Genomic DNA, 25,877 nt, shown 5'->3' with positions numbered 1-25,877 from the left:
TTGTTGTATATGAGATCGCTTATTTTTGTCATTGCCCTGTTGCCCGGCCTCGCCTCTGCCGAAACCATCCCGCGTGGCGGTCCCAACGACAGCCGAGTGCGCTTGGCCACCTACCAGGAGGGTCAGGTCTACCGTCTCAGCGTGTCGCTCACCCATGTGACCACGGTCGAATTCGGTGAGGGTGAAAGCATCCGCTCGATCATCGCGGGCGACACGGAAGGCTTCGAGATCGATGGCGTCCCCGGTGGTCAGGCCTTTGCAATCAAGCCCGTCGCGCGCGGTGTCCATACCAATGTGACGGTCTACACGAACAGGCGAAGCTACTATTTCAACGTCGAGGAGGTCCGCAGCCCGACCTTCTACGTTGTGCAGTTCCGCTACCCTGACGACGCTGCGCGCCCGATCCGGGCCATCGCCGCCCAAGCGCCGAACTACAATTACGGCGCCAGCGCGCGGACCGAGTTCACGCCAACCCGCATCTGGGATGACGGGACGTTCACGTATTTCGCCTTTCCAAGAAACGCACCTGTGCCAGCGATCTTCCGCTACGCGGGCGGCCGTGAACGCACGGTCAACACGCAAACCCCTGAGGACGGTGTGATCCGCGTCAGCGGCGTAAACCGCCAATGGGTCCTGCGACTTGGCGAAGAGGTGGTCTGCATCGAGGCGATCCCGCCCGCGGAGGCCGCCTCATGAGCGATACCGAGAACACCGAGCTGGAAAAACGCCTCGCCGCCCTTGAGAAAGGCAGTGCCCGCGCCCCCACGGCGGCGCAGCGCCGGTCGCCCCTTCTCGCGCTGATCGTGGTCCTCGTCATCGGCGCGGGTGGTGCCCTGCTTTATCTTCTCTCACAGCCCGACGAAGAGGAAGCCTTGCCGACGGCCACCCCGGATGTCTTCCAAAACGAGGGGGACGGCTTTGGCGCCATCGAGACCTTGCCCCCGCCCGAGCCCGAGGTTGTGTTTGTCGGACCGGATCCAGTCGAGCCCAACGCGGAGCTTCTGGCGCAGATCACCGCGCTGCAGGCCCAGATCGAGGAGTTGCGCAACGCCCCTGAACCAGTTGTCGAGGAAGACACCGCTGCCGCAGATGCGATTGACGCGCTGACCGCGCAGATCGCGGCCCTGCAAGCCGCGTCGGAAACCGCGCAACAGCAGTTTCGCGATGAGCTCACGGCGCGCGACCGCGAACTGGAGCAACTCCGCATGGACCTTGAGCTCGCGCAGCTTGAGGCCAACCGGCCCCTTCCGGCACCCATCGGGCCCACCGAGGACGAGTTACGCGCGCGGGAAGAAGAGCGGCTCCGGCGCGAGGAAGAAGCAAGACGGCTCGCGGAACTTGAACGCCGCGCCGCGGAGGAACGCGCCTTCCAGGAGCGGCGCATCGCCTCGCCGACCATCGCTTTTGGCGGTGCCTCCGGAGCGAATGAAACAGCTCTGACCGAACGCACTTTTGGCGAGGTGACGGATTTCGTGCTGAACGGGGCGCTGCCCTCTACCGTGACGCAGGCCGAGGTGATCGCCAATCCCTCCAACACGATTCTACAGGGCACCATGATCCAGGCCGTCATGGAAACTGCCCTTGACAGCTCCCTGCCCGGCCAGACCCGTGCCGTGGTGTCCGAGGATGTCTACAGCGTCGATGGCGCGCGCCTCTTGATCCCCCGCGGATCCCGTCTCATCGGGCGCTACCGCGCTGGCGTCGATATCGCGCAGCGCCGCGTGACTATCGCTTGGGACCGGATCATCCTGCCCGCGGGCCAGACCGTCCAGATCAGCTCCTTCGGAGGTGATGAACTGGGCCGTTCTGGCGTCACCGGTTTCGTGGACACACGCTTCGCCGAGCGTTTCGGGTCGGCCGCCCTGATCTCGCTGATCTCAGCAGCACCCAGTGCTGCCGCCTCCGAAGTCCAGGATGAGACTGCCGCCGACGCTCTCGAAGACGTTGGCGATGATCTGGCAGATGCCACGGACAGCGTCATAGGCGATTACCTCTCCATCGGCCCCGTCATCTATGTCGACCAGGGCGCCCGCGTCACGGTCATGGTCGACCGCGATCTGGAGATATTCTGAGCCCATGTCGCTGAGCTATCTCGAAACCTCGCTCGACCGGATCGACGCCGCCGCTCGCGACGATGTCATCGAGATCTGCATCAACCCTGATGGCACCTGCTGGGGCGAATTCCAGGGCGATCACTTCATGCGGAGGCTGGACCAGGCGTTGACCGCAACAGAAGTGAAGGACCTCGGCAACCAGATCGCCTCTTCCGCCAACACAACGATGAGCAAGGACCGCCCGATCGTCTCGGTCTCGATCACCTACAAGGGGCGCCCGATCCGCGCACAGGTCATCACCCCGCCTGCCGTGCTCTCGGCCATGTCGATCAGCCTTCGGTTCTTCTCAAGCCTGCCGCTTGACGGGATTGCGCTTGATTTCCTTTTTGGCAAGGAACGCAAGCTTGAAGAACTCCGCCTCGAGAAAACCCACGAACTGCGCGAAGTGGTGGCCGCGGGCGTGATCGACGATGCGCTGGCCTTTTGCGTCGACAACAAGCTTAACATGATCGTCTCTGGCGGCACCTCCACCGGCAAGACCGTGGCTGCACGCAAGATCCTCTCGCACGTGCCATCCGAGGAACGCATCGTCACCATCGAGGAAGCCGCCGAGCTTCTGCCGACCCAGCCCAATGCCGTGACCCTCATCGCCAATCGCGATGCGGAGTTCCAGACCGCCGATGTGCTGCTCACCGCAACGTTGCGCATGCGCCCCGACCGGATCATCCTGGGCGAGGTGCGCGGCAAGGAAGCCATGACCTTCCTCGAGGCGATCAACACTGGCCATGGCGGCTCAATGACCACGCTGCACGCAGAAACCCCGCAACTTGCCGTGCAGCGTCTGGCCATCGCCGCACTCAAGACCGAGATCCCGATGACCTATGCCGACATGATCCAGTACATCGAGAACTCCATCGACGTAATCATCCAGGCCGGTCGCCATGATGGCAAACGCGGCATCACCGAATTCTACCTCCCCGGCACCAATGAGATCGGAGCTTCCCAATGAAAACCTTTGAATACGATATCCTGTCCTTTCCCATGACCCGCAAAACCAGCCTTGCCGACATGCAAGCCAGCCTGAATGCCAAAGGTGCGGAAGGCTGGGAGGTGGTGTCGATCAGCTCCTCGGAATTCGCGAATGTTGGGCACACGGTCTTCCTGAAACGCGAAACGACCACCATCGGAGCCACGGCATGAGGCTGGCACGGCTAAGCGTTGCTTTGACCGGAGTGGCCCTGAGCCTACTGGCTGTCCCCGCCTTCGCCGAGCGCAATCTAGTGCCGACGCTCGATCGCAGCTTCAACGTCTGTCCGGACCGGCCCGCTGAGCCCAGCTGGATGCAAGGAATCCCCCTGCGCCAAGCCTATCAGCGCGTATTGGTCCAGGACATCTATCGCGCCCAAAACCTCGAGCGGATTGTCGAGTCCGGCAGCTGCGATTGCGAGACCAGGTTCCCATCTTGGGACGCAGCTGAGGCGGTGTTTCGTGAGCGCCACGCCAGTGGCGAACGCTGGGAAATGCTGGAAGCTTCCGAAACCTACAATCGACGCGCCAACGACGTTCGCCTCGAGGCCAAAGCCATCTGCGACGCTGCGGGCAATTGGTAAGGCTGATCCCCGATGAGCGTCGTCACATATTTCGTTGAAACCTCCCAAGGCTATCTCGACACCGCGGCGGAAACCCAGTTCGGTTCCGTTGCAGCTACTGTCGGCACGCTTCTGGTGCTGGGAACAACATTGGTGGTGATCCTTGTGTTCCTCAACATGATCTACCAGTACAAGGCGATGGACGGGCGCACGGCATTCTGGCTCGCGGTCAAGATCGGACTGATCGGGATATTCGCGACTAACTGGGTGCAGTTCAACGCGCTCTCATCCGCCATCCTTGCCGGGATCGACAGCATTGCAGGGGCGCTCGTGGCCTCGGTCGGTGGTGGGACTCCCGGCCCTTCTGGTACCTTCGCCGAAGAATTCGACCGGTTGATCGCCGAGTTGGGGGACTATTTGAATGCCGCTGGTTCCGAGTTGAACTGGATGGCAGGGGCCATGCTCGACATTGTCGGGGTGCTGCTGCTTTCCATCCTCGGCGGGCTGGCCGCCTTCATTCTCGTGGCCTCGCGTTTGATGATCGCGCTTCTGATCGGGATCGCGCCGGTCATGATATTCCTGACACTCTTCGAGGTGACCAAAGACTACTTCGCGCGCTGGCTGTCGGCGCTGGTTTCCTTTGCGCTCTACCCCATCGTCGTCGCCGGCGTGTTCGCGACAATCACCGGCGTTTCCTCCGCACTCATCGGCGAGCTTGGCGATCCTGAAGGCGCCTCAAACATCGGCGCGCTCATTCCCTTCTTCATGATGGTGCTCATGGCCAAGGGCTTCATCATCGCAACGCCCTTCATCGTTCGCGCGATCTCCGGCAACATCATGATGCCCGCCCTCTCCGGAGGTCTCGGCGGGGGCTACAGCTTCGCCCGCGCCGCCATGGGCAGCCAGCAGGCCTACAACCGCTATCTGATCGGCGGTGCCAGTGGCGCGGAATATGCCGCCCTTAGAGCGCGGCAGTTCTTTGGTGTGCAGCAGATGCCAGTGCGGCAAGGCATGGGGCAGACGGGTCAGGGAAGCGGCACAGGGTCACCGGGTGCCGGGTCCCAGATGCTGGCGCAACTGGCTCGGTTGGGAAGGCTGGGGCGGAGATGAAGAAGTTTTGTTTTGCAAGGCTACCGAGCCATGGATGAACGGAGGTCCCTTAAACATTCACCAGTAAGAACGGTACTATTGGAGCTGGTGCAAACAATCCTGCGTTCAGCAGTGAATGGAAGATCTGTCGGACTTGAAGAGGCAATTCGTGTTCTGGATTGCGATGCACATCACGCCAACCGAGTCTTGCGCCAGATGGCCGAGGCTGGGTACTTGGAGCCTGCCGACATCCTTGACGGTTTGTTTTACTGGCAGCTAACGCCGAACGGAACTCGCCTCGCAACGGAATCCAAGCGAAAGCGCATCGGGCGCGATAAGGTTCAGACCATCATTTCTGAACTGCTTGCTCGGGCCAAGGTCATCAACAGCGATCCGAACCGCCTGCAACGTATCACATTGAAGCTGTTCGGCAGCGCGCTCGAGGAGCTTGACGACTATGGGGACGTAGATGTTTCGATTGCGTACATGCGGCGCCAGCTAAGCGATATCGAACGAGAGCGCATCGAAAACACACTGAAAGCCCGTCAAAGCAAGTCAGACCGCCAATCCTTTCACGGACGCCTCATGGGGGCGGAACGTCAGGATACGCGCGAGATCATGGCGTTCCTCAAAAAAGGTCTGCCACATCTTTCGCTCATGAATGATGATCCTATGGACCTCGGGACACCGTACCGCTGGCTGGTCGACCACGACGTGAAAACGGACAGACCAGTTGATGTTTCTGACGATATCGTTCGACCCAACGGGCCTTCGATCCTCGACCAATACCCGAGGAAACCGCTACCGCCCATCACACTGCTTGAAGCACGACACAGAACCATTTCCGCGGATACCAAAGTTGCGATTCATGACTTACACATAGGTTTGGAGGACGCAGCCACGCTCGAGGAACAAATGTGGTCTCCGAAGGTCACGCGCGAAGGCGCTTTCATTGCCAATGACATCAGAAGTCAGAAGCGGGTCAAATTCGCCGGGTTTCAGCACCTATGTCCGATCTGGAAGAAAGACCTCGGCGGCGTAGCGATGCTGAAGGAAGCCCTCGACTGGTGCGATGAACATAAGGTTTGGGTCAGAGACCTATATCCGGGAGTTTCAATCCAACGGTCCGACCGGACACATATCATACGCCTCGGGTGGGGCCATGACCTGATCTATTTCAATGTCGGCGGTAAATCGACAACTGGGAGCCTGCTGCCCAGAAATAGAACACGCGTTTCCAAAATTGACTTGGCCGGAGCCTATGCGGTCGGAAGGGCACTTTCGAAGATGTATGATGAAAGCAGGTCCGCGAAAATGCCATGGTTCAGCGCTGACATTTTGCTTCCGTTAGTCGAGCTAGACAGGCTTCCAGATTTCCCTCGGCTGCATAAAACGGGCGCGTTTAGAGAAGGTGCATTTCAAGGTCTGCGGGAGATCACCTTCTTCTGAGCCGGGATCATACCCCCGTGTGCACCAACGGGCCACTAAGCCGTGGATTGAAACTAAACTTGCTATTCATCTCCAACCGCAAGGTGCAGGAGCCCGTCGACCCGCTCCAGACCGGCCGGCAGCAACATGTTTTCAAGCCATCCGATCGCTTGTCCGCGCTCACTGCAATAAGCGAAGAAGGCCCTTTGCATGGCACGCGTGAAGGCGACAAAGAAGGAATTCAGCTCTTCATCCCGTCCGGGTGAAAGGCTCCACCAAGTCTGTGCATCGAGACCAAAGAAGATCATTGTGTGAAACTCAAGACCCTTGCTTTTGTGGATCGTCATAAGTGGCACCTGGCCTATGCCTTCGAAGCGATCGAGAGCGTCTGACCAAGCGTCCACAGCTTCGGCGCATTCGCAAAACAGCGTGATGAACCCTGTCCGTACCCGTTCGAAGTCCGCGTCCCGTCTATAGGCGGGAAAAGCCTGGCGCAGCCGATCGGCACCGACAAATTCAAGGGCGATCTGAAACACATTTGCCGCGCTCTCGCCATTCTGTTCGTTATCGCGCATAGCCGCACGCAAAGTGGAGGAGAATTCTTCAATACTTCGCTGCAGCCGCTCCTGGGCTCGTTCATCGCCAGTATCGATGGCGAATAGCGCTTGCAGCTGTTCTTGAGTGGCGTTCCAGGCACCCGGGCTACGTTCACCAGTACCGAGCCTCAAGAGCGGTATAAAGATACCTGTCAGTTCTTCGGCAAGTAGTTCCTGAATCGCAATTCCACCAACACTACGCGCCAAGTTTCTGATCTTCAGGCCTTGCGCTGCAAATACGTCCGTCAGTTCGGCTTCAACATCGTCGGCGCGCATACGCACGAGAATGGCGCAATCATGCGGCTCCAGAATGCCGTGCTCAATTTCTCTATCGATCCAAGCCGCGATTTGCTGTGCTTCCTGCTCGCGTGTATCGAAACGCCAAAGCGCAGCGACCTGACCGTCGACGGCGCGCTGCCCCCTGGCTTCAACGTCTTCTACGTTTGGATCGATGCGCTCCGCAATCACCTGTTGAATGGCGACCAGATCCGCATGAGACCGCCAGTTAAAGCGTAGCGCTCCGTTCACTGCATTGAAGTCAGAAGCAAATTCCTGAAAGGCGTTGTCCATCGCCCCGGCCCAGCCCATAATGCGTTGCTTGTCGTCGCCGACGGCTGTGAAAACGGCATCACTGCCATGAAAAGCACTCTTCACCAGATCATATTGTGCATATGTCGTATCTTGGAATTCATCGAGGAAAACGAAGGGATAGGTGAGCTGCAGGGCACGCCGTATCGCGGGGTTCTCGCGCAGCAAATAATCGACAAGTCTGTTAATCATGGCAAACGAGAGCAACGTACCGGTTGGACGCTCCAATTGCTCCTGCCAATAAGTATGAAGTAGCTCGCGCCAAGCCGGTGGTATTCCCTCCGCATCGAACGGAAGCGGCGCGCGTGCGATCGCCTTTTCGAATTTTTGCCAGCCGATGTCACGCCGACCGCTCCGGGTGAGGAAGTCCTCCAAATCATCGCGCCGCGGAAACCCAATTTCATAGTTGCGGGGCGGCCCAAAGGGTTGAGGGATCGCGGCCCGAAAGCGGTCTAACATATTTTTGGTGAACGCATCGAAGGTAAGCGAGTGAAAACGGCGCGCCTGATCGGGCGGACAACGCTTGCCTACGCGCGCCTTGAGCGTCTGTGCAGCATCCCTTTTAAAGCTGATGGCCAGGATGCATTTGGGCGGCAGACAGATGCCAGTTTGCAGGAGGTATGCTGCTTTTTGCGCTAGGAATTCTGTCTTGCCCGCGCCTGCGCCGGCGGTAACGCATACGCTTCGGTCCGTTTCGCGCAGCGCTTGCCACGCGCCCGGCTCGAGATCGTCGACGCCCTGAGGCCTCCAATCATCGGGAAGCACCAACATCAATCTGCGCCGTTCTCGAGACCGAGCTTCATTTTGACATGTTGAACCAGCGCGCACAGTTCAGGCGGAGCGTTTGCGGCAAGATCTGCCTTCGGAATGCGATTAATCGCGGCCAGATGCGTTTCAGGCTTGCTTCGGCTCAAGAACAGGTATGGATACCAGATAAAGCAATCATCCCACTCAGGATCGTAGAGACCAGCGTTCCCGCCCTTTTTGAGAGTGGCGGCTTTCTTGCGCTCCAAGGCCTCTTCACTGTCGTCAGGACCGTGCGCGCCCGGATCGAGCTCCTTATAGGCGTCTGGAAATGCCGCGAGCATCGCGAAGTCCAGATCGAGTGGATCGGAGAAAAAAACACCTTCGTCTTTCAGCGCCTGCATCCAGTTGTTTTCAGCAAATCCATCAGTCATCTCTTCGTCGGACAGGGCAGGAAGGTTGGCGAGCTCGACCACTTCCATCATCACATCCAAGTTGTTGCTGAGATCGTTTCCAATTTCGGCGAGCGATCCGACGGTCGCCCTTATCGTGTTCGCACCGCCATGTGAGCGCCCCAGGTCGAGATCAATCAGCGTTGCATGCGGTATCTTCAGCGCGTCAAGAAGCCGCCAAAAGTGATCGACATGGCGACCGCCGAGCGGCACAACAGGCACGAAAGAAGGATCAAGAGGGACGCCCATCGCCTCCGCGAGCAGAGGCAACACAATTCGTTCGGAGTCCCCCTCGCCGAGGATGACGAACCGCGCGAAGTAGAGCTCCGGATACGCCCGCACGGCGAGCCGGACATACTTACCCGCCTCGGTCGCATCGTCAGGTAGCGTCAAAGATTTCACCGATGAGGCCCTGCTGGTCGTATCGAGCCGGAAGTAGCGCACCTCGTCCGGCTTGATACGGCTCAAAATGCTAGCGCTGTGGCTAGAGATCAGTACTTGCGCCGAGCTGAGCGCTCCGATGTCGCGCGCTTGGTTCATAATGCGAGAGAGGAAGAACGGCGACAGGCTGTTTTCCGGTTCTTCGATGGCCAGAATCGTAAGATGAGCACGCCGCAGCTTTTCCTGATCGAACGGGCTATCGGCAGCGGCCAGTCGCAGAGCATCTTTTTCAGTTTCAAGCGTCGCCGCAGTTAGAGCTATATGAAACAGAGAGCGTTGACCGTCGCTTAGGTCGACAAGCGCCCGCTCGCGACCGGCCTCATCGGGATGGAATGCAAATTCGACGCGCCTGACCAGTTCCTCGAGCCGACTTTCCACAAGTCTGAGCACTGGCGTCGTATCTGTGTCGGCTTCGTGGACCTGCCGCCAGCGCTTCGTAAGCCGCTCGACGATGAATTCTGCGGGTGCTTCGCGCTCAAAACGCTTCTGGATGAGCTTGGCTCCGCGCTCGGTCGTCTTGGACAGGCGATCCGACCATTTCGCAGCCCGCCACAAACGCCCCTTAAGCAAATCAGTGACACGATCCGCCGGATTACGGGTCGCCGGCACATAAACAAGTTGGATGGTGCCACGATCAACGGCGGCGACCCTTTGGCACTCATCCCAATCGTAATCATCACCGAGCGTACCAATCCAGCGAATGTCCTCTTCCACCGTACCATCGGGCGTTCCGTCATCCGTCCAGACTGCCTGCAGGCGCATGCGCGCTTTAAGCGGTTCTCCAGGGCCGGTTGCTGCCATATGGTTGAAAAAATCCGGCACGGCGTCGGCCGCCGCCGCCTCGTCAAGACCGTCTAATTCTGGGAAGGACAGGATACACTCGATCGACAGCGTCGCTCCAGGATCGAGCTCGGTTTGGTCAGGCCTAAGATGAAAATCGCGTGTCTGGATCTGTCTTTCTGCACTTGAGACACCAAAAAGCCGTGCTAACGCCTGAAGCGCCGCCGTTTTTCCGGCTCCGTTTCCGCCAACCAATGCCGTAACCCCGTTCTCAAACCTGAGAGTTTCAGCCTCTGCGCCGAAGCATCGGAAGTTCCGTATAAAAAGTGTGTCAATCTTCATCCGAATTCCCTAGCGTTCTATTTTTTCAAATCGGTTTTCTGCAAATTCCCGAAGGCCCAAGAGGCTCTAAATGTACTTCCGATAGTCACTGCTGACCTTTTGCCCCGAGGGAACGTATTTCAATACGTCACCAACCTTACGGGCTGCTCGGATCGGAATCGGCAAGCGTTGGTTCATCTGGGTCGAGTTCCAGTTCACCTTCGTGAGGCTGAAAACTTCCTTCGCAATCTGTTCGATCGTGCTCTCGCTTTGCGGGTGCGGACAGAGCAACAGGGGGTTCGGGACATAGAGGCCAGGATAGGTCCCATAGTAGGGAATGCTGCCGTTGGTATAGAGCAGCCCATTGCCGTCCAGTTCAACGAAGGTACCGCGGAGGACAGGGAAGTCGCCGTCGCGCAGCACCTTGACTGAGTAGCTCTCATGAATCCAAACGAGATCGCGCAGTTCCACACCTGCCTCGTCGAGCGCCTTGCCAACACCCTCGGCCTCGTCCTCGCGAAAGCGTGACGTCTTCATGACGATCACGCGTGCCGGCATCGTTCTATGGACCGACTTGTAGGCGGCCAAGGCGCTCTCGGTAAGCTTGTGAGCCTCATCGATAGTGAGGAACGGGTGGCGACCCCGCGACTCTGACTGCGCAGGACCGCCTCTAAGAATGAACCCTCTGCCCCGCTCGTCGAACATTTGCGCAGCACTGGTCCATATCTCGTCGGTTTCGGCATCCTTGAAAAAGCTGATGCCAATGTAACAGGCGGTGAACTCGCCTTCTTCCGGCAATCTGCGCCAGGGCACCTTGCCGCTGCCCTTGTAGTAGAGCGTCGTCATGAGGTTCCATGCGAGGTCAGCTCGATCTTGGGTTTGGCGGTCAGAGTTCTCCTTGATCTTGCGAGGGATCTTGGCACCGGGGTTGATGACATCCTCCCAGACAATCTGAATTGAGAATCTGAGGTCCATCGCTCTGGCCTTGAGCAAGCCACGGAAGTTCGGAGAGGTTTCTCTGCCAGCTTTCGCGTCGGCCGCTTCGCCCTCTATACCTTCGTCATCGCGCGCCCGCTCGTTTCTCCAGACCCGTTCGATCAACTTGACAGGGAGAGAAACCATGACCACGTCCGGCCGTTCATGATGCGCCTCCAGCTTTTCCAGTTGCGCCATAACTGCGTCGACGGCCATCTCCACAGCACGCGCATCGCTCGGTTCCTTGGCAATCTTCTCGATCTGACCTTTCGTCAGCACTCCATCTTCGGCAGCCACCATTTCAAACCGGCACCGATAGGGGTTCTGGTTTCTCAACCCGGGGAAGTCCGGGTGCAGGTTCGGGTGCTTTTCGGTCTTACCCTCGAACCCATCTTCGATCGCATTCAGAAACTCGCCTGATTTTTCGACGGTCAGAGCGCTGCCAACAACGCCGACTTTGATCGTGTCCCCCAGGTTCGTTTGCAACGGGCCCGCCTGTAGCAACCCCAATCGTGGATCAGGATGATGGTGTTGGTCACCAAATTCCAGTTCAGGCTCCGGGAAGATCTTTGTCTTGAAGTCGCTCATAGGTCAAAGCTGCCTTGTTCATTCGAGCCGGACGGCTTCCTCGACTTCTGCGCCTTCGCGCCCCACACGTCCTCGGGCACACTCTTTGGCAGTTCGATGGAAGGCGGGTCACCAAACTTGATGATACGATCCGTCTTGGCGTCGGGTGCCAGCAGTTCGCCGGCATCTTCAAATTCCATACCTGACAGCAATCGATGCCACATGATCACCTGGCCTCGAACGGTGCTGTTTGTGTCGAGGCGCTTCTTCCCGGACAACAAGGCATCCGGATAGTTGAGCGCGCGCTCTCCATCCGAAGTGAAGTAGTAGGATGGGTTGATGATCAGGTACCATTGGTCCGCCAAGCGCTCGAACCGGGGATGGAATGAATGGTGCCGCACATAGTCGATGGGCCCCTCCCCCTTTGACTTCTGATAGACGCTGACAACGTCTGCCTGTGTCTTCTGCTTCGCACCAAGATAGCGAAACTTGCGCGCGACGCCTCCAGGTGTTGGCAAGAAGTAGAACTGTTTTTTCTTTCGGTCCCATCCAAGCAAATCCCGAAAGTCATGGCCCAGAGTATGTCGCAACAGACCCGCAAATTTGTATTGCTGATCCACTGCGTCGTGTTGTGCCAGAAAGTCGGTTTCGATCCGTTCGACCTGATCCCGTTCGACCAGGTCGCGAACGGGTGTGGATAGTGGGTCGCAGAATGTCCAAAGCGAGGTTTCATCGACCATCCAATCGTACCGCTGGCCGTCCCGGACCTTATTCATCCGGGCGAGCGCCTTCTGGGTGGAGAGCTGTGTCTGTGCGACGAAGATTTCCTCAGGAAGCTGCAATGGCACCATGTTGATGATCGCGTCCTCCCCTCCCCCAAGTGGCGGGACGTAGTAACCGTGTCCTTGCTTGGCGACGGTCAGGGCAGCGAGGCGATCCTTCGCACGTCCGTCCAAGACGTCGCGCTCCTTGTCGAACTGCAATGTGCGTTCGGCCTCGCCAACGAGGTTTTCGAGCGACTTCCAGAAGAATGTGTCATCTAATTGCCTGTAGAGAACTAGGATGACGGGTAGGTTGGAGCCACGCCAATAGTCGAAATCTGAAGCGCGGACACGATAGGTGAAACCGGCGTTCGTCTCGCCGACATAGCTGCCACGCTCAGTAGCCTTGACCTGAACGGCAATCATCTTCGCAGTCGGCTGATCATCGTCCATCACCTCAGCGATGCCGTCTATCCCTGCTTCCAACCGCGAACGCCCATCGAATTGGAACCCAATTCGCAAGAATTGAAGATTAGCCGCCTTCTCCCCGATTTCGCCAATTCGCTGGCTGGTTGTAACTTTCTTATTCACATCTCGATTCCCGAAAACAGGCTTTTCGAGATGTAACACTTTATCTGGAGCAACATAAGGGAGGAGCAACAAGATATGGAGGTTACCCTTGCAAAGGGTCAAACCTGATAGAGAGCGAAATCTCAGACTTCTAGAACGCGGCTGGTGACCACCTCTTACTGCATCAACTTCTGGATGCGACAACCCATCAAGTTAGAGCCCCTGTGTTAGGGCTGTCTCCAACTCGCTCAAATCATGTACGGCCGTTCGTACCTGCTCGACATCCGCATCTTTCACCGAACCAAGAGCAGCCACTTCCCCCCCAAAATCCATTTCAATCTGTCGCTGTTCCTCGGCGATAACGGCTTGAACGACCTGCGAAGTTTTCTTTGGAGCGACATCAGTTTTCCCTGACGATTGGCCATCAGCAGCCTGACGTTCGGCCTCAACGTCGGCCTCGGATCCGCCAGACCCGACCGGTGGCGGTGTCATCGGCATGGCGCGCATACTCAGCGGCAGCGTGCCTTGCGATCCTCCTCCCCCCGGCTCCGGAAACGGCAACTCCCCCGTCTGCGCCGCATGGATCGCCTTGAACAACCGGTCGTCGAAATACTGAATCCGCTTGGCCCGGACAGGCATTTGCGCGTCGATCACCATGACGATCTCGTCGAGCGGCAGGCGGCGCGCCTCATCTTCGGGCAGCAAGGAGCTTTCCTCGGTCCGTGTGGACTGGCTGCGACCCTCGAAAGGGTTCTTGCCGATGGATTGGGAGCGCGTGACCACGGTCTTGGTGGTCTTGCCGACCGCCTTGCTCAGCTCCTCGACAGTTTTTTCATCCGACGGCGTGAGGTAGAGCTTCACGCCCGCGTTACCCTGCAGGGCGCGGCGGTTGTTCTCGCCGTAGATTTCATCGAGCGCAGGGATGGTTTGGGTGACCACGGCCAAGTGTCCACGATAGGTGCGCAGGGTCTCGATGCTTTCGACCACGATGGGCATCTTGCCCAAACGGTTGAACTCGTCGAGCATGATCATCACGGGCCAGGGCTCATCCGGCCCGGGATCCTTTTCCTGCATGGCCGAGAGCAGGTCGGAGAAGAAGAGCCGGATCAGCGGCGCCAGCGGCTTCACCATCAGCGGCTGGACCACGAGATAGACCGAAAAGGGCTTTTTCCGGATCGTGCGAAAATCAAAGTCCGACACCGCCGTCGCCTCGTCGATGGCCGGGTTCTGCCATTGATCCAGCCCCGAGGTCATCAGGAGCGAGACGTAAGAGGTCAGCGTGTCGTTGTTGGTCGACGCCAGCCGCGTGAAGATCAGCTTGGCCGCCCGGTTGTCGACCTCGTGGCCCCGCGCGAAATACTCCTTCTGCTTGTTTCCGCCCGAGGCTGCGATGCGATAGATCTCGCCCAAGGTCGGGCGCTTGCGCTGGAAGGCCAAAAGCCCCGCCGCCACGAAGAGATCGATGCCGCCCTTGAGGAGGCCCTGCACCCGGTCATTGTCGCTCTGCAAAAAGAGCGTCGCCAAGAGCTGCAATTCCATCTGCTGGCGCGCGGGATCTTTCAGTTGATAGATGCGCAGGAGCGGGTTGTAGCGATGCGTGCGCTTGCCCTCCCAATCGGTGGGGGCGAAGCGATAGACCTTGTCGCCCTGGGCTGCGCGGTGCCGGGCCGTGGCCTCGAAACACTCGCCCTTCACATCGAGCGTCACGGCGGAGCCTTGCCAGGTCAGCAGGTTCGGAATGACAAAGCCCGTGGTCTTGCCGCGGCCCGTGGGGGCCACGATCAGCGCATGGGGGAAGACCTTGGAGCAGATGTAGTTGGCGCGGGAGCCAGGCGTCCCCAGCTTGCCGAGGATGAACCCGGTGCCCGGCGCCCCGAAGAAGCCATTGGCCTTCATTTCGCGCGCGGTCTGCCAATGGGTCTGGCCAAAGCGTGTGAGGGCCGATCCCGAGAGGGCGAGGCTCAGCATCAGGCCGGCGGCGGCGAAGCTGCCGATGATCAGATGGATGAGTTGGGCATCCTCCGGACGGCGGTCCAGGATCGCAATGTAGTTTTGCGCGATATACGCAAAGTCGATCTCGGCCCCGAAGCCGAGATCCTGGTAGGTAAGCACCGCCGAGGCGATCGTATAGCCCATGGCCCCGGTCACCAGCGTTACCAGAACGACCCCTGTTGCGATCCGCGCTTTTCCCATGGCGGCGCTCAATGGACCTGTCCCCGCTCGGTCTCGCCATCCACGTCTGTCGCGCGCTGTTTTTCATACTCAGCGTCGGCGAGATCATCGACCACCTGGCGCAAGGCCTCCGTGTTGGCCGTCGCTGCATCCGATTGCAGATAGACCTTGGCGACATAGAGCCGGTCGAGGCGGTCCTCGAGTACCTTGTCCAGCGCATCGGCATCGCCGGATGTGAGGCGGCCCAATTGGCGGTCATCCAGCACCCGCGCGATCTCCTCGCGGAAGGCGTCCCGCTCCGCCTCGGTCTCGAAGGGCGCGGACAACTCTCCCGCCCGCTCATGGTCCAGGACGCGCGCAATCTCGCCTGCGAGGCGGTCGGACCGGTCAAACTGCGGTGCAGTTTCATCCCCTGTCGCGAGGGTCTCCTCGCGCGTGCCAACCCCAATCCCGTCGCGCAACTCGGTTTCGCGGCGGACCTGATTGATGGCCTCCGTGTCGCGTATCTCCACAACGGCCGCATAGGTCGCGCCGAGCCCGCGGGCGAGGTGGGACGGCATGTCCGGATAGCGCTCCGAGACGTCATCCGCGACCGCATCTGCAACAGGCGTGCGGAGGTCGCGTGCCTCCATGATCCGGTCGACCTCGCGGGTGATCTCGCTGGCGCGGGCCGCGTCGGTGATGGTCTCCCTGTAGGGCTCGGACCGGTCGATCACATCGCCAGGACGTGCGAGCAGCTCCGGATGTACCTCGAGATACGCGCGCTGCTCTGTTTCGATCCGGCGCTCCGCCTTTGAGGCCACCTCCCAGTCCCGGTCCTCGATCTCCTGCGTTGTCAAACCCTCGGCGCGCATCTCATGACGGATTGTCCCTTCCATCTCCCGCACCGCGTCCTCGTGATAGTGGAACCGCTCGCTGACCGCGTCCTCCTCCACGACACCGTCCCGGCGCAGCACGTTATCCCGTTCCAGCAGCGTGCCAAGCTCGACATGGACATCGTTGAGAATGTCGCGCGCCTGTTCCAGATCAGCGCGACGCTCGAGGTTCAGGTCCCGCGCCTCGGCCACCTTGGAGAGATCATCGGCGATCCATTGATGTTCAAGCGCGGCATTCGAGGCCCCGGTCTCGATCCGGGCGACCACTTCCGCTGTGCTGATCCCGGTGCCGCGCAGGGCAGTGTCTATGCGCGACCGCAAGTCCGTCTCGGCCAGACGGTCCAGCTGACTGGTGTCGATGTTCGCCTCGGAATAGATCCCACCCTCCGAGGGGGCGTCTGATAGCGTGGATGATCGCAAACCGAGAGGCTGCATGTGCTGGACCTGCGTTTGGATCTCGATGAGGCGTTTTTCCAGCAGGGGGCGTTCCGCGTCCGCCTTCTCGGCGATCATGCCCTGTACCCGCGCGAGCTTCTCCGCATAGAGGCTTCTTAGATCCTCGAAACTTTGATCCTCTGCCATATACACATCTCCTGTTCGGTCCACCTGCCCGCCATGCGCCAAGACCTCGCCCGCGCGAAAGAGGGCTGTGGCAATATCCTCGCGGGCCTCGCGCGAAGCCTCCGCAGCAAGCGAGTGGTAGACAGTTCTGGTGTTGGCGATCTCCGCCAGCGTCCGCGCCAGGTCCTGCCCCACTCGTTCGCGCTCGCGGGGCGCGCGACCCTCTTCTTTCGCGGCGTAGACCTCGCTGGTCCGGGCGGGGTAATGCACAACCCCGCGATCCACACGCCGCGTGGCCTCCAGGCGCACACCATACTTCTCCGCCTCCTCGACCATGGCGAGGCGGAAGTCGTCATAGTTGAAGCGGTGGTTCCGCCCCAAGAAAAAGAACTCGCCTTCTTGCGCGCGACGGTTCAGCACCAGATGCGCATGCGGGTGATCCCGGTCCTCATGCACCGCGATGATGTAGTCGAAATGCCCCGCGTCGGTCTGGAAGAACCGTTCCGCCACATCCGTCGCGATGTCGCGCACATCCTCGCCGCGCGTGCCGACGGGGAAGGACATGAGCATATGGGTCGTCTGGCCCAGCTTGGGCTTGAAGCCCGCATCCCACCGCTTGGCGAAGCGCTCGGTCAGATCCTTGATGTCGCCCGCCTCGAGCTTCGCCTTTCCATCTAGGAACCCACTGCTGTCCACGATATGGGTAGACTTGGTTGTGAGGTAATCGAGCTGGTTCATCAGCTGCGATTTGGTATGCGTACCCCCGCCCCGGATCGCCTTGAAAACCGCTGGCCGATGCCCCGCTGCCGCGCGCACAAGCTGGCTCTGCTTGGCGACATGCAGCCCCTGCATCGAGCCCCGGATGCGGCTCCAGCCGTCCCGGAAGACCTCGCCGGTGACAGCATCGACAGCATCATTCAGCCGCATGGGCAAACTCCCTCAGCGCGGCCGTAGCCTGCAGCTGCATCGCGTCCCGACGGCGGCGCAGGAGCAGATCGATCTCGTCGGCGGAATCGAGGATGAACCGCGCCAACCCGCGCATCTGGGTTAGCCTCAGTTCGGAGAACTGATCGCTGGCGCCCTGCCCCTGCCGGTTGGCCTGCGTCATCTGCTTGGCGATCTGCGCGACGCCATTGCCGACCTCGTGCAGAGAGGCCCTGTAGCGTGCCATCTCAGTCGCCATCTGCGCGTCCGGAACGAACACCCCGCCTGCCGCCTGGATGAGCCGCCGCAGCCCCTCGGCCCGGCTCTCGATCCCGGCCTTCGCCAACACCTCGTCGAATGCTGCGAGCTCTGCAGCGGTGACCTTCACACTGACCGCTGAGACCGGGATCGCTGCATCTGCCTCGCGCTCGGCGTCAGCTTTCAAGATGTATCGCACGGCCCGTGCCGTCACCCCGAACTGCGTCGCCAGATCGGTCGTCGACACACCCTCCGCGGCCTCGCGGACGATCTGCATCTTCTCCATCTCTGTCAGGCGTTTCGTTCGGGACATGCGGAAGAAAGACCCCCTATTTCCTGCCACCTTCCACCAAGGCTGCCCCTACCTTACGATAATATACCAAGCTGTCAATTATATACTTACGTCGCATTCAGGCTCAGGCAGCCTTGGTGTCCGCTTTGCCCGCGGCCCGCAGGGACGCGGCTCTGCCGCCCTCACCACCGGGCGACACCTGTCCTAGGGGTCCGGTCCGCCAGCCCCGCCCGAGGCTCTGGCCGAACACGCATGTGTTCGGACGGAACCGCGGGCGGGCGCAAACCCCACCGACAGGGCGGACAGGCAGGGTCAAGGAGGGCCAGATTTGGGTCCCCAAATCTCTGCCGCAAAAACCGGGAGGCCCTAGCCGATAGGTTTTTGTGGATGGCCCCCTTGAGGCTGACTGGCCGGTCTGTCGCGGCCTGGTCATTCCGGGCGGAGTGCGTCCGTTGAACGCGCAAGGACCAGCATCCCTGGAACAGGGATCGGGCCGCCCCAAGATCGTCCTGGGGCGGCCCATCCTCGTCAGAGGATTTAGTCCTGGGGATCTTTCGCGCTCGGTGGGAACATCACCAGCTCCGAGACCGCGACCGGGAAGTCGAGCTTGAGGCTGAAGAACTCCGAGCCGTCCCCGTTGCGGGTGTTGCGGAACATCGCACCCACGCGCTGAAAACGGGTGCGCTCCTGGCCATCGGTGTCGGTGAACTTGACGGGGACGGTGGCGACGTAGTGGTTGGTCATTTGGGTTACTCCTTGTTGCGATGGGGATCACCCGGCACGGGGGCAAAAGGCCCGGTCGCAAGCGCAAATGCGGAGGGTCCGCGGCTAGCCGTGGAAACCGTATTTGTACTTGCCGAAGCGTGAGCTGAGGGCACGGACGGGCCGACCCCGTGCGATCCACATCTATGAGCAAAAAGGAGTGATCCGGATGACCCTTGCCATCACGCAGCCGCCACCATCCGCGTCCCGCCGAACCTAGCCGGGGTGCTGATGAAGCCCGCCCGCGTGGATGCGATGTTCCGAAACACCCTCCGAGGGTCGTGCTGGTCTTCAGCCTCAAATGCGATGTCTCGACCCCTCGCGTCTTGCGATGCTTTCGATGTGCGTGAGGTGCGCACCATCCCCAACCCGTACCGATACGGATGGGCCGCACGCTGACGGACCGGGTAGAGCGATGACAGTGCCGGCCGCCGCAGCCTGTCGATCTTGCGTAACCGACCGCACGCGCCATGAGACATGACGAAAGGGCCGCGCCAAGCGCGACCCCCTCTCTTCAATCCTGCGCAGTCTTCTTCGCCGGGTCAGCAACCCGCATGACCGTCAGACCTTTCGCTTCCGCCTTCTGCCCGAGGTTCAGCGCGACCCCGTTGCCGCCGAAGAGTACAACCCCCGTCGCCGCGAACTTGTCGTCCAGCATTTCGTCGTTGCATTTGAACGGTGCCGCCCGGCCATGCGCGGACCAGCGCGGATCGAACCGCGCCTGCGCCACTCCGCGTGCCCGGGCCCACCGCGCCGCAATCATCTCCGCCCCGTGCTTGCCACCCTTGTGGCAGAGGAAGATCTCCTGGTTGCGGTTCTGCTTGATCCGTTCGCGAACCTTGTCGAGCGTGTTGAAGATCACATCGACATCGGTCCAGTCGGTGGCGCCCGAGACGATCAGGGGCACCCCCTCGACTTTCGACTTCTCGGCGGTTTCGCGGTCGTGCTGCTCCAGCAGCTGCCGCGCCTCGAAGACCGCCCCGGTCTCTTGCGCCCGGACGCTTGCGCGCGACCCAGCTGCCGGGATAAAGGCGTGGCCCGTCTCGACCTCGTAGCATTCCGCCGCTGCCTCGCTCATCACCTCGATGGCGCTGACGATCTCGCGCAGCTGCAGAAACCGCGCCTGTGCCTCCTCAATGGCGGTCTCGGCGATCTCCGATCCGTCGTGGGATTTTGCCAGTGCACCGATCTTGTCGGCGGTGCGGTCGACCTCCTTGCCGAGCGCCACCTTGCGCCGCTGCAGGATCGTCGCCAACCCGTGGGCCAATGGTTCGATTTCCGCCTCGAGCCCGGTCCCGCGCAGCGGGCCAAGCAGAGCCTCGAAGCTCTCGCGGATGACGCAGTCGGTCAGGATGTGATCCTCCGGGATCGGCAGCTGTGCGTCTTTCTCCGTCAGTCCGAAAAGCTCGATGGTCTCGTAGGTGTTTGCGGTGTCGTAAGCCATGTCTGGTCTCCAGTGTTCGTTTCCAAGGCCACCACGTGAGTGTGGGGGCATGGCCGAATGCCTGGTTTCCGAATCTGCCCGGGTCAGGGACGGCGCAGCCGCCGGCTTGCCGGGCGCAAAAGTTTTCCGCGCGCGGCACCCGACACAGGCCCGCGCTCACGCACGGGACCGCCCCGCGCCACAGGCCCCGCCCTCGCCGAAAAGTTTTGCGATCCTTGACGCGGGCTGATTTGGGGGCCATCCGGAGGATATGCTTCCACGCTCATGTGTGTGTGTTTTGACGGTAGGTTTGCCCGACCCGAGCAGGCAAACGGCCCGACCGGACGCGGGAGACGGATGAAGCGGCGGGATCGTTTTGGCCTCGGGCCAAAACAGACCAGAGCGCAATCCGGCGGAGCGGCCAGGGAGAGACGTGCTCGCGAGGCGGGCAAACCGGGATGCCGGGTACGACGCCGCGGTGAGGCCGCATGGCCGAATGCGCGACGGACCGAAGGGCCGTTCTCCCCTGCGACACGCGCAGCCGAGCTGGGGAGGCCGCAAGGCTCTGGCCAAGGTTGATGTGCGGGCGACGCCGCTGCCGACTATAGGTATTGCTTGTCCGGGCATTCGACTTAAAGGGCGGGCGGACGTTCGCTGCGGCAGCGAAAAAAGTGAAGCAGGTCAAGAAAACCGGACGTTTGCCGTAAGATTTCGAACTGATTTGATGCGCCCTCAGCCTTTCTCGACACCGTGGCATGCCAACCCGGCTTTATCCAAATCAAGCGTCAAATTCGGTAGCGCTCGTCGCAATACTCGGCTACGATTTTACGAAAAGCAGGTGGTTGCATGGCACGCGGAGAACTGATGAAAAAGCTGTTGTCGAGCTACGGGCGCGACGATGAATTCCGTGGTGTTGTCGAACAGATCATCTCCGAAGAGGAAAAAAAGAACAACCGAGTGCTAGCACGGTCACTGCGCAAGGCACTGGATGGACTGACGACACGCCCGCAAGCCAAGGGTCTTTCTCCTTTGGTGCCGTTCCCAGACGAGGCCGGAGAGTTCATCCAGCGGATCGAACCCGTTCATACGCCCGATGACATTATCCTGACTCACGACAACATTGAGCTCTTCACTGGGCTACTGGATGAATTCAGAAAGTCCGAAACGATCAAGCGCCACGGGCTTCCCGTGCGTTCCAAACTACTGTTCTGCGGGCCACCTGGAACGGGCAAGACATTGTGTGCTGAGGTTTTTGCCGGCCAGCTGGGATTGCCGTTTTTCTTTGTCAAACTGGACAGCCTCATCTCTTCATTTTTGGGCGAGACTGCCACCAATATTCGCAAGACCTTTGAGTTTGCACGCCGCCAGCCATGCGTACTTTTTTTCGATGAATTTGACGCGATTGCGCGGTCGCGGGAAGAAGGCAACGATCACAGTGAACTGAGACGCGTGGTCAACAGTCTTCTGATCTTCATCGATCAGATACAGCCAGGTGGTTTTCTGATTGCCGCCACTAACCTGGACGCTCACCTTGATCCCGCCATATGGCGACGCTTCGATGAAGTAGTATGGTTTGACCATCCCGACGAAGCAATGGTCCGCAGGTATCTCACCAATGCGCTGAAAAACACCGAAACGGAGTTCGAAGCAGAGGATTTCGTTCAGAGCCTAGCTGATTATTCCTATGCCGAGCTTGAAAAAATTTGCAACCAGGCCAAGAAAATTTCTCTTCTTGATCGCCGAAAAAGCATTTCAAAGAAAGACTTTCGTGATGCCATCCGTTACGCTGAACGCCGCAGGATGCGATTAAGGAAATTATCGAACAACCAGTGAGGCCACTGTTGGCACAATACGATCATCTGCAACTGGTCAGAGCGAAAGAGCCTTTTGCACGCCGAAAAGACGGCAGACCCGGTCCAGCGCCCAAGCCGGGAAAGGGTCACGGAGGGCAAATACGGCGCGAAGCCGATGATGCGGTCGCACGTCAACGCGCCATCCGCCCTCCCCAATTTGTCGATCCATCCCTGATTCTGAAAGTCCACATGCATGGACTGGCCATGGAGGGAGACTGGGAACAGCTTGGACTCACGTTGTTAAATACAGACGATGACAACAATATCGTCTTGTTTTCTTCAACAGATGAACTGAGCGATTTTCGCAATAGGCTGGATGCCTATGAGGGACCAACACCTGCAGGTCAGAAGAATCCGAGCTACTCCGGTTTTATCAACCGTATCGGTAGTATTAGCACACTGGAGCCGCGCGACCGTCTCGGGATCAGGATCAAGGAAGCCGGTTTTACGGAGGTTTCTGATCTTCAAGACGGCCAAGAGTACATACTCGATGTCGAACTTTGGGAGTTCGGGACGCAGGCTGCGCGTCGTCGAAAGGCAGAAGAAATCATCGCGTTCATTGAGGAGCAGGGTGGAGAGCTATACGACCACTATTCTGGGCCATCTATCACGATGATCCGGGTCAAGGCTTCAGGGCAGTCTATCAGACCGATTTTTTCTGTTCCTGAAGTAGCTTTTATTGACCTTCCACCGGAGCCGGACATCGAAGCCAATCAGATCGTCCAGTTCGCGCTAGATGATGTTCCGCCCGTTGCGCCTCTTGACCCTGATCTGCCAATCATTGCTGTGTTGGATACGGGCGTGAACGATCATCCATTCCTCGCGGATGCGATCGTCGCGCGTGAGGCCTTTCCCAGCGAGCTCGGTGAAGCAGATATTGCCGGACACGGGACGGCAGTGGCCGGTGTTGCCGCGCTTGGTGATTTAAGGTCGCAGCTCGACGGAACCTCTTTGCAACGTGTGGCGAGAATTATCTCGGCAAAGGTGGTAACGGACGAGCGGAAGTTTTTTGATCGTCGGACGCTGCCGAGCCAGATGAGACAAACGATCCAGAGCCTAAATGCAAGTCATGGATGCCGGATATTCGTGATCTCTCTCGGCGACACGAAGGCTAACTTTGAGCAAGGACGCGTTGGTCCTTGGGCAACGACGCTGGATGAGTTGGCACGTGAGTTGAACGTCCTGATCTTTGTGTCAGCGGGAAACCGGCCCCCTCGTGGCGGTACATCAGTTGAGCAAGGCGTGACCCAATATCCGGGCTATCTCCTTGAAGTCGCAAACCGTGTATGTGAACCTGCTGGAGGCGCGAACATCGTGACGGTTGGTGCATTGGCTCATGCAAACGGCATTGGCCCTCAGCATGAATTTGATGCGCATATTCAGCCCATCACCGAGCGAGATGAACCTGCACCTTTCACGCGCACTGGCCCAGGCGCCGGAGGCATGACCAAACCTGATTTCGTCGACTATGGCGGGACAATGGTTTTTGATGCCGTGGCGAGGCGTTTGCAGACGGCCCCTCATCTGGCGACGGCAGGCCTGATTACAACAAACCACGATTTCTTGCGTCAATTGCTTACAAGCAAAAGCGGCACGTCTTTCGCCGCACCGATGTTAGCGAACAGGGCTGCGCAGTTGGTCAGACGTTTCCCCGGGGCATCAGCCAATCTGATCAAAGCGCTTCTGGCGAATTCCGCGACTGTTCCAGAGGCTTCCACTCGACGACTGTTGGCTCTTGATGCGCGTGATCATTCAAGAGTCCATGGTATTGGCCTCGTCGACACCTTGCGTGCGGCCTACTCGGATGATCACCGCGTTGTTTACTTCGTGGAAGACAGTCTGGAACTGGACCATTTCGCAGTCTATCGGTTGCCAATACCGATTGAGTTTCAGACAGGAGGAAAACGCACTATTCGGGTTTCTCTGGCGTATGATCCTCCGGTGAAAAGAACCCGCGCAGAGTATATCGGCACGCGTATGAATTTTCGCCTTATTCGGGGCTGCCCGGTCGATCACGTCTTCGAGTATTTTCGCTCTCGGGTGGGAGAGGGAACGGATCCCCCAGAGATGGCGGGAAAATATGATTGTGATCTGGTGCCCAAGAAGAACGCTCGCGACAAAAACACAATCCAAAGCGCCTCGATATCGTTCTCAGCCGACACAACACAATATGGCGGTGAATATCATCTGGTAGTACGTTGCGTGGGTGGCTGGGCTATGGATCAGGAGATCCGTCAAAACTTCGCGCTGGTAGTCGAATTGGAGCACCATGCTCAAGTGCAGCTGTATGCAAGGCTACGGCCGAGATTGCGGACCTGAAGACCCCGACATTTTCTAGCAATTTTTGCGCGTCTATCGGTAATCTTCGGACTAACAAACGTCAGCTTCGAGCAAGCCGCGCTGCGGCGAACTTTGCGCTCATCGAACGGCCGGAATCGGCCGAGTGTACGGCTTCAGTCCAGATCGACGCTGCCGAGGCGCGGCGCATGGACATGCGTCCGGATTAGGAACGCAGCGCCCGCGCCCGCGATAGCGCCGAAGAGATGCGCCTCCCACGACACGCCGGGTTGGCCCGGAAGAACGCCCCAGAGAATAGAGCCATAGAGGACACCGACCACCAGTGCCGCGCCCAGCGTGATCGGGGAGCGATCCACAAGACCGCGCGCGATGAGGAAGCCGAACCAGCCGAAGACCAGCCCTGACGCTCCGATATGGATGGCGGAGCTTCCGAACAGCCAGACAAGAGCGCCGCCGAGGCCGATCACCACGGCATTCACCGACAGCAAGCCTCGCGTGGTTGTTGCCACCAGCAGCCCACCCATCACCAGGAGCGGCGGCGTATTGGCCATCAGGTGCGAGAAGCTCCCATGCAGGAGGGGCATAGCGATGACACCATCTAACCCGCTGCCGTGCCTGGGGATCAGGCCGAAGGCCGGGTTCAGGCCGTAGCCGGTGATCCAATTGACAACCTGAACCGCCCAGAGCAGCGCGACAAAGGCGGCAAGCGCCGCGGTGCGCCGGAAGAAGACGCGCATATGATCCCGGTTCATCATGTTGGCGACAGTAGTCGTCCCCACAGCGCCTTCAACGGCTTTCGCGCGCTGCACAGGGTGCCACCTCCGGGAAAGGGGGTTCGCGGCGGCCAAACTCGGTAGGGCTCAAGCCAAGAGAATGGCTCCGATCTTACACGGTGTTCCCAGGCCCCAGCGGCATGATTTCACGCTCGGGGCGCTTCAACGCTTCGGCATATTTGCGGGCATTGTCGTCAATCGCGCCGTGCCAGAGCTTTGAGACAAAGGCCTGGGCGTCTTGAACGGTCATGTCCTTCAGCGAAGAGGACAGCGCCATGAAGAGCTCATCCTCGCTGATCGCGGCGGCATAGTGCATGGCGTCCGCGTAAAATGATGGATCGTTGAGAACCTGATCGCTCAGGGGCATCCGCGCGAGGTTCTCTTCCGGGATCGCCATAAAGATCGTGTCCTGAAGGTCGGTCAGATAGGCGCGGCGCGATGTGGACACCGGCTTTCCCGCCGCCTTGGCCTCCAGATATGCATGCCTTGTCCTGTCGAGCTTTGCCCTTGCATGGGTCATGATGACATCACGCTGTCGTTCAGGCAGCGCAAATCCGGTGCAACGCTGGATATGAGCAAGAAGCTCTTCAACCTCGGCGTCTACATCAAAGCTCTCGAACCACGGAGCTTTTCCCAGTCTCGCCACCATGTGCCCACCCTCGACCATTCAATAATATATTATCGTATATCATATTCAGCAGATCGCAAGCAGATGCGTGCTTCGTGCAGCC

General features: G+C 59.5%; 20 protein-coding genes. 9 read left to right on the top strand and 11 right to left on the bottom strand.

The features are described from left to right. Positions 1–9: 9 nt before the first annotated feature. The 7 genes from C8N42_RS17540 to C8N42_RS17510 all read left to right on the top strand — a co-directional run bounded on the left by C8N42_RS17540 (position 10) and on the right by C8N42_RS17510 (position 6,181). Positions 10–696, top strand: coding sequence for a TrbG/VirB9 family P-type conjugative transfer protein (locus C8N42_RS17540; protein WP_173585992.1), 687 nt, complete (start codon positions 10–12; stop codon positions 694–696). Beyond that, the gene (locus tag C8N42_RS17535) at positions 693–2,072 is read left to right on the top strand and encodes a TraB/TrbI/VirB10 family type IV secretion system protein (protein WP_043755071.1); all 1,380 of its coding nucleotides are present in this window, start codon (positions 693–695) and stop codon (positions 2,070–2,072) included. The genes C8N42_RS17540 and C8N42_RS17535 overlap by 4 nt, the downstream gene beginning before the upstream one ends. Positions 2,073–2,076: 4 nt before the next feature. Beyond that, positions 2,077–3,063, top strand: coding sequence for an ATPase, T2SS/T4P/T4SS family (locus tag C8N42_RS17530; protein WP_043755074.1), 987 nt, complete (start codon positions 2,077–2,079; stop codon positions 3,061–3,063). Further along, positions 3,060–3,254 (top strand): DUF4177 domain-containing protein, encoded by a 195-nt coding sequence (locus C8N42_RS17525; RefSeq protein WP_043755076.1) that lies wholly within the window; start codon positions 3,060–3,062, stop codon positions 3,252–3,254. The genes C8N42_RS17530 and C8N42_RS17525 overlap by 4 nt, the downstream gene beginning before the upstream one ends. Then, positions 3,251–3,664, top strand: a complete 414-nt coding sequence (locus tag C8N42_RS17520; protein WP_043755080.1) for a hypothetical protein — start codon at positions 3,251–3,253, stop codon at positions 3,662–3,664. Before C8N42_RS17525 ends, C8N42_RS17520 begins: the two co-directional genes overlap by 4 nt. Positions 3,665–3,676: 12 nt before the next feature. Further along, positions 3,677–4,753, top strand: a complete 1,077-nt coding sequence (locus C8N42_RS17515) for a TrbL/VirB6 family protein (protein WP_107817818.1) — start codon at positions 3,677–3,679, stop codon at positions 4,751–4,753. A 78-nt stretch (positions 4,754–4,831) separates the two neighbouring features. Beyond that, a complete protein-coding gene (locus C8N42_RS17510) occupies positions 4,832–6,181 on the top strand; it encodes a hypothetical protein (RefSeq protein ID WP_107817817.1) in 1,350 nt (449 codons plus the stop codon). Positions 6,182–6,243: 62 nt separating this feature from the next. Here C8N42_RS17510 and C8N42_RS17505 read toward each other — a convergent pair whose 3' ends face one another. The 9 genes from C8N42_RS17505 to C8N42_RS17460 all read right to left on the bottom strand — a co-directional run bounded on the left by C8N42_RS17505 (position 6,244) and on the right by C8N42_RS17460 (position 20,243). Then, entirely contained in the window at positions 6,244–8,115 is a 1,872-nt protein-coding gene (locus C8N42_RS17505) for a UvrD-helicase domain-containing protein (RefSeq protein WP_067294461.1), read from the bottom strand. Then, positions 8,115–10,103 carry an ATP-dependent nuclease gene (locus C8N42_RS17500; protein ID WP_074637369.1) on the bottom strand — a complete coding sequence of 663 codons (1,989 nt, stop codon included), beginning with the start codon at positions 10,101–10,103 and terminating at the stop codon, positions 8,115–8,117. Before C8N42_RS17500 ends, C8N42_RS17505 begins: the two co-directional genes overlap by 1 nt. Positions 10,104–10,169: 66 nt before the next feature. After that, a complete protein-coding gene (locus C8N42_RS17495; RefSeq protein WP_107817815.1) occupies positions 10,170–11,645 on the bottom strand; it encodes an argonaute/piwi family protein in 1,476 nt (491 codons plus the stop codon). Beyond that, positions 11,642–12,976, bottom strand: a complete 1,335-nt coding sequence (locus C8N42_RS17490; RefSeq protein ID WP_107817814.1) for a DUF4365 domain-containing protein — start codon at positions 12,974–12,976, stop codon at positions 11,642–11,644. Before C8N42_RS17490 ends, C8N42_RS17495 begins: the two co-directional genes overlap by 4 nt. A gap of 192 nt (positions 12,977–13,168) precedes the next feature. After that, a complete protein-coding gene (locus C8N42_RS17485; RefSeq protein ID WP_107817813.1) occupies positions 13,169–15,148 on the bottom strand; it encodes a type IV secretory system conjugative DNA transfer family protein in 1,980 nt (659 codons plus the stop codon). Between the two features lie 8 nt (positions 15,149–15,156). Then, positions 15,157–17,490 (bottom strand): relaxase/mobilization nuclease domain-containing protein, encoded by a 2,334-nt coding sequence (locus C8N42_RS17480; RefSeq protein ID WP_107817812.1) that lies wholly within the window; start codon positions 17,488–17,490, stop codon positions 15,157–15,159. Further along, entirely contained in the window at positions 17,477–18,058 is a 582-nt protein-coding gene (locus C8N42_RS17475) for a helix-turn-helix domain-containing protein (protein WP_107817811.1), read from the bottom strand. Before C8N42_RS17475 ends, C8N42_RS17480 begins: the two co-directional genes overlap by 14 nt. 516 nt (positions 18,059–18,574) lie before the next feature. Continuing rightward, a complete protein-coding gene (locus C8N42_RS17470; protein WP_007120662.1) occupies positions 18,575–18,781 on the bottom strand; it encodes a hypothetical protein in 207 nt (68 codons plus the stop codon). 532 nt (positions 18,782–19,313) lie between these two features. Continuing rightward, on the bottom strand, positions 19,314–20,243 hold the full coding sequence (locus C8N42_RS17460; RefSeq protein WP_107817809.1) for a DUF2493 domain-containing protein: 930 nt from the start codon (positions 20,241–20,243) through the stop codon (positions 19,314–19,316). Between the two features lie 843 nt (positions 20,244–21,086). On the opposite strand from C8N42_RS17460, the gene C8N42_RS17455 reads away from it, so the two are divergent. Next, positions 21,087–22,055, top strand: coding sequence for an AAA family ATPase (locus tag C8N42_RS17455; RefSeq protein ID WP_197060313.1), 969 nt, complete (start codon positions 21,087–21,089; stop codon positions 22,053–22,055). A gap of 8 nt (positions 22,056–22,063) precedes the next feature. Next, the gene (locus tag C8N42_RS17450; protein WP_074940746.1) at positions 22,064–24,394 is read left to right on the top strand and encodes a S8 family peptidase; all 2,331 of its coding nucleotides are present in this window, start codon (positions 22,064–22,066) and stop codon (positions 24,392–24,394) included. A 134-nt stretch (positions 24,395–24,528) separates the two neighbouring features. Here the strand turns inward: C8N42_RS17450 and C8N42_RS17445 are convergent, their stop codons facing one another. After that, positions 24,529–25,110, bottom strand: coding sequence for a rhomboid family intramembrane serine protease (locus C8N42_RS17445; RefSeq protein ID WP_037240359.1), 582 nt, complete (start codon positions 25,108–25,110; stop codon positions 24,529–24,531). A gap of 148 nt (positions 25,111–25,258) precedes the next feature. After that, the gene (locus C8N42_RS17440) at positions 25,259–25,795 is read right to left on the bottom strand and encodes a hypothetical protein (RefSeq protein ID WP_245890248.1); all 537 of its coding nucleotides are present in this window, start codon (positions 25,793–25,795) and stop codon (positions 25,259–25,261) included. Positions 25,796–25,877: the final 82 nt, after the last annotated feature.

It is taken from the genome of Celeribacter persicus, assembly GCF_003050785.1.
Classification (GTDB): Bacteria; Pseudomonadota; Alphaproteobacteria; order Rhodobacterales; family Rhodobacteraceae; genus Celeribacter; species Celeribacter persicus.
Note: the sequence above shows the minus strand (reverse complement) of the source record. Positions and strands in the feature narration are given on the sequence as shown.